Annotated in this window: 5 protein-coding genes and 2 pseudogenes; 3 read left to right on the forward strand and 4 right to left on the reverse strand. The window is 66.6% G+C overall.

Annotation, left to right across the window (positions count from 1 at the left end):
- Positions 1-428: pseudogene (locus ACZY0B_RS26165) on the forward strand (acyl-CoA dehydrogenase); the annotation flags it as partial.
- A 90-nt stretch (positions 429-518) separates the two neighbouring features.
- On the opposite strand, the gene ACZY0B_RS26170 reads toward ACZY0B_RS26165, so the two are convergent.
- The 3 genes from ACZY0B_RS26170 to ACZY0B_RS26180 form a co-directional block, all read right to left on the reverse strand.
- Complete coding sequence (locus ACZY0B_RS26170; RefSeq protein WP_463767148.1) at positions 519-1,709, reverse strand: PPE family protein; 1,191 nt, start codon at positions 1,707-1,709, stop codon at positions 519-521.
- A gap of 144 nt (positions 1,710-1,853) precedes the next feature.
- Positions 1,854-3,068: a PPE family protein gene (locus tag ACZY0B_RS26175; RefSeq protein WP_463767149.1), complete on the reverse strand. Its 1,215-nt coding sequence runs from the start codon at positions 3,066-3,068 to the stop codon at positions 1,854-1,856.
- Between the two features lie 124 nt (positions 3,069-3,192).
- Entirely contained in the window at positions 3,193-5,814 is a 2,622-nt protein-coding gene (locus tag ACZY0B_RS26180) for a helix-turn-helix transcriptional regulator (RefSeq protein WP_463767150.1), read from the reverse strand.
- Between the two features lie 155 nt (positions 5,815-5,969).
- On the opposite strand from ACZY0B_RS26180, the gene ACZY0B_RS26185 reads away from it, so the two are divergent.
- Positions 5,970-7,268, forward strand: a complete 1,299-nt coding sequence (locus ACZY0B_RS26185; RefSeq protein WP_463767153.1) for an adenylate/guanylate cyclase domain-containing protein — start codon at positions 5,970-5,972, stop codon at positions 7,266-7,268.
- Here the strand turns inward: ACZY0B_RS26185 and ACZY0B_RS26190 are convergent.
- Entirely contained in the window at positions 7,265-7,738 is a 474-nt protein-coding gene (locus tag ACZY0B_RS26190) for an SRPBCC family protein (protein WP_463767151.1), read from the reverse strand. The two genes, ACZY0B_RS26185 and ACZY0B_RS26190, sit on opposite strands and share 4 nt — an antisense overlap.
- 158 nt (positions 7,739-7,896) lie before the next feature.
- Between ACZY0B_RS26190 and ACZY0B_RS26195 the strand changes: the two are divergent.
- A pseudogene (locus ACZY0B_RS26195) lies at positions 7,897-7,979 on the forward strand (TetR/AcrR family transcriptional regulator); the annotation flags it as partial.

Genomic DNA, 7,979 nt, shown 5'->3' on the forward strand with positions numbered 1-7,979 from the left:
TCCACGATTGGCGTGCGCCGTTCGAGAGCTTCGCGCACCTGCCCAACGTCGCCCTGCTGCGTGAGCAGATCGACGTGCTGGCCGAAATGCTGGCCAACACCACCCCAGATGCGGTGCAGCAGAAGGACATTGACTTCGCCTTCGGGGTCGGTCAGCTGTTCGCGACGGTGCCCTACGCCCAGCTGATCCTGGAGGAAGCCCCACTGTCCGGAGTAGGCGAGGCGCTGATCGACGAGATCTTTGCGGTGCTGGTCCGCGACTTCAACAGCTACGCCGTCGAGCTGGGCGACAAGCACGCCACGACCGACGCGCAGGCCCGCTTCGCGATGCGGATGATCCGTCGTCCGGTGTTCGACCAGGCGCGCTACGACCAGGTCTGGAAGGAACACATCCAGCCGATCAACGGTGCCTACCAGATGCGGCCCTAGCCCTTTCGCCGAGTGTGACGCTGCAGTCACGCTGGGGTTCGAGAGTGACTGTGGCGTCACGTTCGCCAAGAAGCGAGTCAGATTGCGCTGCTATTCGGCGGCGGCGAGTGCGTCTATGAGTGCGTCGACGTTGAGCTGGGGCTGGATGGCTGCGGTTCCCGCCAGGCCCGGTGCGCTGATCAATGGCGCCGCCGCCGGTGCTGCCCCCAACGCGCTCGACGAGCTGGCCACGACGGGGGCGAAAGAGTAGGGGGTGGCGGTGATGGGGGCGGTGATGACGGTGCCGGCGTTGATGGCGGTGACGAGGCCGGTGCCGGCGTTGATGGTGACCTCGACGCCGGCGCTGCCGGCCGTGACGGCGCCGCTGGGGATGGTGAACCCAGCGCCTTCTACCCAGGGCGGGTACACGGTAAAGGTGCCACTCAGGAACGTGAAGCCGTAGGAGTACCTGAGCAACCCAGATCCGTAGCTGCCGACGAGCTGTCCTTGGTACAACCAGGTGGCGTAGCTGTCGACTGTGAACGCGGCGCCAGAGCTAACGGTGACGGGGTTGCCGGGGGTGGCGGTGAAGGTCACGCCAGGTTCGATGGTGGCGCCGCCGGGTGCGATGTTGGCGGTGCTGCCTTGGGGCAGGGGTGGGTCGACGAGGTTGCCCTGCTGGGTGGCGAGGCTCTGAACCACGGATTGGGTGCGGGTGCTGGTGGTGTTGGCGGTGGTTTGGGCCACCGAGTTGGCTTGGTCAGTCTGACCATTCGGGTTGGTGGTCTGCGGCGGCTCGTCGAATGACGTCATGGTGGTCGCGGTCGCCGAGTCGGCGGCGTAGGCATACATGGCGGCGGCGTCCTGGGCCCACATCGCCGTGTACTGGGCTTCGGTGGCCGCGATCGCCGCGGTGTTCTGCCCGAAGAAATTGGTCGCGATTAACGCCATCAGCTGGGCACGGTTGGCCGCGATCACCGGCGGGGGCACCGTCATCGCAAACGCGGCCTCATACGCGGCGGCCGCCGCATACGCCTGGGCTGCGGTCTGCCCGGCCTGCGCGGCCGCGGCCTGCAGCCACGCCACATACGGTGCAGCCGCACCCGACATCGCCATCGACGACGGACCCAACCAGGTCAAACCGGTCAGCTCCGACACCGACGACGAGTAACCCACGGCAGCCGATTCCAGCTCGGCGGCCACCGCATCCCAGGCCGCCGCGGCGGCCAGCAGCGGTCCCGATCCCGGGCCGGCATACATCAACCCCGAATTGACCTCTGGGGGCAGCAACCCGAAATCCATGGCAACTTGCTCTCGTCCCACCATATGGCCAGCGTGTTCGCCGACCATCGTGTGCCGAAGCGGCGACAGTTCGTTCCGGGACGGACTACTGCATTTTTCGCAAGCGGTAGCGACGGACTACTGCATTCGGGTCAGGTCGCGCCGTTATTCGGCGGCGGCCGAGAGCGCGTCTATGAGTGCGTCAACGTTGAGTTGGGGTTGGATAGCGGCGGTTCCCGCCAGGCCCGGTGCGCTGCCTGCGACGCCGGCCGCGGGTGCCGCACCCAAGGCGCTGGGCGCGCTGGCCACGACGGGGGCAACGGGCAGGAAGTAGGGGGTGGCGGTGACGGGGCCGGCGATGACGGTGCCGCTGTTGATGGCGGTGACGAGGCCGGTGGTGGCGTTGATGGTGACCTCGGCGCCTGCGCCACCCGCGGTGACCGAGCCGCTGGGGATGGTGGCAATGCCGGCGGAGCCAGTGATTTGGGTGCCGGTGCCGGCCTGCACGATCCACGTTCCAGGACCAAAAATGACGGCCGCACCATGATTGGTGGTTATGGTCGCCCCAAGCGGGTTGGTAAAGGTGAAGGGGTTGGGGAAAATGATAAAGGCGCCAGTCCCGCCGGTCACATCGATGGGGTTGCCGGCGCTGGCGGTGAAGCTCACGCCGGGGTCGATGGTGGCGCCGCCGGGTGCGATGTTGGCGGTGCTGCCGGGGGGCAGGGGCGGGTCGACGAGGTTGCCCTGCTGAGTGGCCAGGGTCTGGGTCATCTGGGTCAGGGATTGGGTGCGGGCGTTGGTGGTGTTGGCGGCGGTCTGGGCCACCGAGCGTGCTTGGGCGTCTTGGCCCGCCGGGTTGGTGGTCTGCGACGGCTCGTCAAACGACTCAAGCGTGCTGGCGGTCGCCGAGTCGGCGGCGTAGGCGTACATCGCGGCGGCGTCTTGTACCCACATTGCTGTGTACTGGGCTTCGGTGGCCGCGATCGCGGCGGTGTTCTGCCCGAAGAAATTGGTGGCGATCAACGCCATCAACAGCGACCGGTTGGCCGCGATGACCGGCGGGGGCACCGTCATCGCGAACGCGGCCTCGTAGGCCGCGGCCGCCGCGTAGGCCTGGGCGGCGGTCTGCCCGGCCTGGGCGGCCGCCGCCTGCAGCCACGCCGCATAGGGTGCGGCCGCGCCCGACATCGCCATCGACGACGGCCCGAACCAGGCCAGCCCGGTCAGGTCGGCGATTTGCGAGGAGTAGCCCGCGGCCGAGGATTCCAGCTCGGCGGCGACCGCATCCCAGGCCGCCGCGGCGGCCAGCAGCGGTCCCGATCCCGGGCCGGCGTACATCAACCCCGAGTTGACTTCTGGGGGCAGCAACCCGAAATCCATGGCATCTTGCTTTCGTCACAACGCGCCCGACGCGTTCGCCGACCATCGTGTGCCGAAACCGCGACCGTTCTATCCGGGACGGACTACTGCAATTTTTAGCCGCGTCAGCGAAGGACTACTGCAATCAGCGTTCGCCGCCGCGCAACAACGACGCGACGCCGATGACGTCGGCCAGGCCGGTGCGGCCGGCGACGCCGGCCTTGCTGCAGGCCCGATAAATGTGGCTCTCGACGGTCCGCACGGACAGCGACACCGCGTCGGCGATCTCACGATTCGACAGGCCCTGGGCAACCAACACCGCGATCTCGCGTTCTCGGTTGGTGAACGGCGGCGCGAAGGAAGCTGCCTCGATGGCGGGGCTGGTCGCGCCGTGACACCGTGCCGCCAGACGGTGTGCGCGTGCCGCGGCTGTCATCGCGCTGCCTGCGCGGCCCGCGCGCCGGTGTGACGTGGCGGCTTGCCCCGCGGCGTCGGCGGCGGTCAGCAGGTCGCCCATCGCCTCGAATTCGGCTGAGGCCCGGTCGAGTTCACCGGCGTCGTCGGATTGCAGCGCCGCCGCGTAGTGCGCTGCGATCGCGACGCGCGGGCCTTCGACACGGGTAGCAAGGTCCGCGAGTCGCTCGGCCGCGTCGGTGTCGTCGAATTGCACGGCGGTCTGTAAACACCACACTTCACGGGCTAGTTGGTCGTGGTCGCGCGCGAAGTCCGCCGCCTGGCGGGCCAGTCGGCGCGCCTCGGTGGACCGCGAGCGGACGGCCGCCAGCCAGGCTTCGCTCAGCAGTTCGGTGGACGTGACGTACACGTAGGCCGGATGCTGGTGCGCCCGGGCAGTTTTGAGGGCTTCAGCGGCTGCGTCCGCGTCGCCGGATCGGGCCAGTGCCTGGGCGCGCAGCAAGTGGAACCGGTGAAAGCTGTTGACGACGTGGAAACTGTTCGCCATCTCGGCATCGACCTCATCCGGCAGCTGCCACAGCGCCGCGTCGAGATCACCCGCGGCCAACATCACCATGCCGAGGATCTCCGCCGCCACCGCTCGGACATCCGCAGGCTCTTCGCGATGGGCGCGGTGGTGGCGTTCGGCGACGTCGACCGCCTCGGCGATGCGGCCGGCCGCCGCCAGGGCGAACGTGTGGAACTCGGTGAACGTCTGCCGAAGAAATTTGCCCTGCTCGCTCAACGTCAGTGCCTCGCCGGCGTCGATCGCCTTCGCGACGGCCTGATCGGGTTGACCGAGTTCGCCGTAGGCCATGCTTTCGGCGCCGTAAGCCATCGCCGCGCCGTAGGTGTCGATGTCCTGGTAATCGACCTCGGCCATCGTCGCCAGGACCTCGTGCGGCTTCGCCGCCAGCGCGAGCTGATTGGCGCGAAACACCAGCACTTGTTGTCGTCGCGCACCGTGCGAGGCCTTGAGCGCATCGTCGATGAGCCGCCAGGAGCGCTCCGGTGATCGCATGCCCCACAACAGATTTGACGCACGCATCACGATGTCGTTGATGAATGCGGACTCCGTCGCCTCGTCGACCTCCACGCCGTCGAGGACTTCCAACGCAAGCTCGCCCTTCTCCATCATGAACAGGGAGTAGGCCAGCGGTATCCGCGCTTGCGCCCCGATGCCGGTGTCGGCGGCGGCGCGGAAGAGCCGCTCCGCGGTCTCGAAGTCCAAGAGCGAACTCGCCGCCGTGGCTGCCGACAGCAGCACGTCCAGCTCGGGCGGAAGGTCCGACTCCACCCAGAGCAGTCCCCGCTTCATCACCTTCGTGGCGCGCCCGCCGTCCTTCATCGCGGTTGCGACCTGGCCACGAAGGCGTCGCAACCGCGCGGACCCGCAGCGATTCAGACGCACCTCGGCAAACATGGGATGGCCGATGTACACCTCGTCGGCGGACAGCCGGATCAGTTTGCGCTGTTCGGCCTCCTCAATGGCGTCCTGCTCGGCGATCAGTCTCAGGCACCGCCAGTCGACGGGTTCGGAAACGGCTACGAGATCGACGACGTCGCGCACATCGTCGGGAATGGCGCCGATCTGCGCATCCACCAGCTCGGCCAGGGACCCCGACACTCCGAGGTTTCCCTGCCAACGCAGAACGCCGTCGGTGCTGACCATGCGTCCCGCACGGAGCTCCTGTTCGACCAGCTGCCGCAGGAACAACACGTTTCCGCGCGTGAGACGCCATAGTTCGTCCCGGCACCGCTGATCCGGTGCGCACCCCGTCACTGCCAACAACAGCTCGTCGGTCTGGTCCCGGGTCAACGGGTCGATCTCGTGCCGGACCACCAGCCCGTCTTTCCAGAGCGCCGTTACTGCGGCCGGAGCCCGCTCGCCCGTACGAATCGTGACGATGACCGTCGCGGCCTGCGACTGCACGAGTTGATGCAGCACCAGGGCGGACAGGTCATCGAGGAGATGGGCATCGTCGACGAAGACCAGGAGACGGTCCGGTTGCGTACCGGCGGTCAGCGCATCAACGACCCGGCGCGCCAATGTGTGGGGCGCGCCGTCGGTGTCGTCGGTCCACGTTGCGAAGGTGCCCAGCGGAATCGTGCGGCTGGTGACGGTGGCGGCAGTGCTGCGGACCGTCCACCCGGCATCGGCGGCCGCCTGCACGGCCTCGCGGGCCAATCGCGACTTGCCCACCCCGGCGTTGCCCGACAATGCGACACCTCGCAGCCCGTCAGTGTCAGCGAGCAGGCGGCTGACCTCGTCGATCTCCCGGCTTCTGCCGACAATGGGCCACTGGTCAAACACCAGAAAATATTAGCCAGTGGCTCCAATCTTTGCGGGCGATCTGGCTGCGCCGCTTAGCAAGTACGTCGTGTGATCCTCGTCCAGAGAAGGGTCGCCTGAACTAGCCTTTTGCCGTGGGCAGTGCAAGTCGGACTCGCTACGCCAAGAGCGGCGGCATGGACATCGCCTATCAGGTGCTCGGTGATGGTGGACCCGATCTTGTCGTGCTGCCGACCGCGCTGATTTCGATCGATTCGATCGCGGCCGAGCCGTCGATGAACCGCTTTCATCAACGGCTTGCGTCATTTTCGCGGGTGATCCGGCTCGACTACCGTGGATTGGGTCTTTCGTCGAGCGTTCCATCACTAGACATGATCGGGCCGCAGTTTTGGGCCGAGGACGTCGTCGCGGTGCTGGATGCGATTGGGTGTCCGAAGGCGACGATCTTTGTTTCGGGTTGGGCATCGATGGCCGGACTCGTATTGGCCGCGACTTACCCCGATCGGGTGGCTGGACTGATTCTCGTCAACGGCGCAGCTCGCTTTTCATGGGCCGACGACTATCCGTTCGGCGTCAAGCAGACTCAGTCCACCGCCTTGACGACGGTGGCCTATGAACTCGACGCGGTCGAGCTGGGTATCGATGTCCTGGAATTGGTGGCCCCCTCGGTCGCTGGCGTGGAAGCGTTTCGCACGTGGTGGGACCTTGCGGGCAATCGGGCGGCATCGCCGACCATGGCCCGCGCGGTGGGTGAGGCGGCGGTAAACGGTGACGTGCGTGACGTTCTCGAACACATCACAGCGCCGACGCTCATTGTGCACCGCCGTGACGCCACCTACGTTGCGCCCGAACATGGGCGCTACTTAGCGGAGCGCATACCGCGGTCGACTTACGTCGAGATTCCCGGCGCCGACATGCTGTATTGGGTTGGCCAAACTGCTGAATTGCTGGCCGAGGTAGAGGAATTCGTTACGGGTGTGCGCGGTGGCGCTGGTTGCGATCGCGTGGTGGCCTCGATTTTGTTCACCGACATCGTCGGCTCGACGCAGCACGCGGCGACCCTTGGCGACGACGGCTGGCGCGATCTGTTGGATAACCACGACAACATCATTCGCGGACAGCTCAACCGTTTCGGCGGCCGCGAAGTCAACACCGTGGGCGACGGATTTCTGGCGGTCTTCGGGAGCCCGAGCGTGGCGATGGACTGTGCGGCAGCGATTGTCGGCGTGACGCGCCCGTTGGGGATCGAGGTCCGCAGCGGTATCCACATCGGTGAGGTCGAAGTTCGCGGTGATGACGTTGCCGGCATGACCGTGCATATCGGCGCGCGCATCGCCGCTCTCGCGGGCCCGAGTGAAGTGCTGGTCTCCTCGACCGTGCGGGAGATCGTCACTGGGTCACGACGGGTGTTCCACGAACGCGGCGAGCATGAACTCAAGGGTGTGCCGGGGCGTTGGCGGCTGTATGCCCTCTAGCGCGGGATCGAAGAATCTCCGCTTTCGGCGGCGTCTCTGATGCGTTCTACGGTTCGTTGCATGCCGGCCCGCAGCACGCTCACGCGACGCTCATAGCCGCCGAGGAACACGCGGTAGGCCGTCTTCACCCAACGAAACTCGCCCGTGGTGATGCGTTCCTCCACGAGCAGGCAACCGTCGTTCTCGGCTGTCAAGCGGTACCGCCAAAGCACTCCGCTGGCTGCTCGGAAGGCGAATACCTTGCCGCGCTCCGATTCGGTGACGACCGCTGGCGAAGGCCAGCTCAGACCACGATCCCTGTTGAGGCCGACAAACCATGCGTCCTTGCCGCGCTTGGACGTAAGCCACCTGGCCTGGTAGCACTCCGGACTCCACTGCCCCATCCGGGTGATGTCGCTGATCAAGTCCCAGACGCGGTCGGGGTCGGCCGCGACGAAAGCCGTGACCCGATCCTCCGGGGAAACCGTCATGAACGCACGTTTATCACGCCGAGCGTGAAGTTGGTTTCACGTTGGGCCGCGAGCGTGAAGTTAGTTTCACGTTGGGCCGAGAGGACCGGACCGCACCTCTTGACTGTGGCGTGGCTCACAGTAGAATGACCAGTGGTCATCTTACGCAAGGAGGCGTGATGCCGACGGTCACGTGGGCGCGGGTCGATCCGGCTCGTCGCGCGGCAATCATCGAAGCCGCCGAGGCCGAGTTCGGGGCGCA

It is taken from the genome of Mycobacterium sp. IDUB_19, assembly GCF_055419445.1.

Excerpts from the sequence above, each read along its gene's own strand:
- ACZY0B_RS26170 (WP_463767148.1), bottom strand. The coding sequence starts at position 1,709 with ATGGATTTCGGGTTGCTGCCCCCAGAGGTCAATTCGGGGTTGATGTAT.
- ACZY0B_RS26175 (WP_463767149.1), bottom strand. The coding sequence starts at position 3,068 with ATGGATTTCGGGTTGCTGCCCCCAGAAGTCAACTCGGGGTTGATGTAC.
- ACZY0B_RS26190 (WP_463767151.1), bottom strand. The coding sequence starts at position 7,738 with ATGACGGTTTCCCCGGAGGATCGGGTCACGGCTTTCGTCGCGGCCGAC.
- ACZY0B_RS26185 (WP_463767153.1), top strand. The coding sequence starts at position 5,970 with ATGGACATCGCCTATCAGGTGCTCGGTGATGGTGGACCCGATCTTGTC.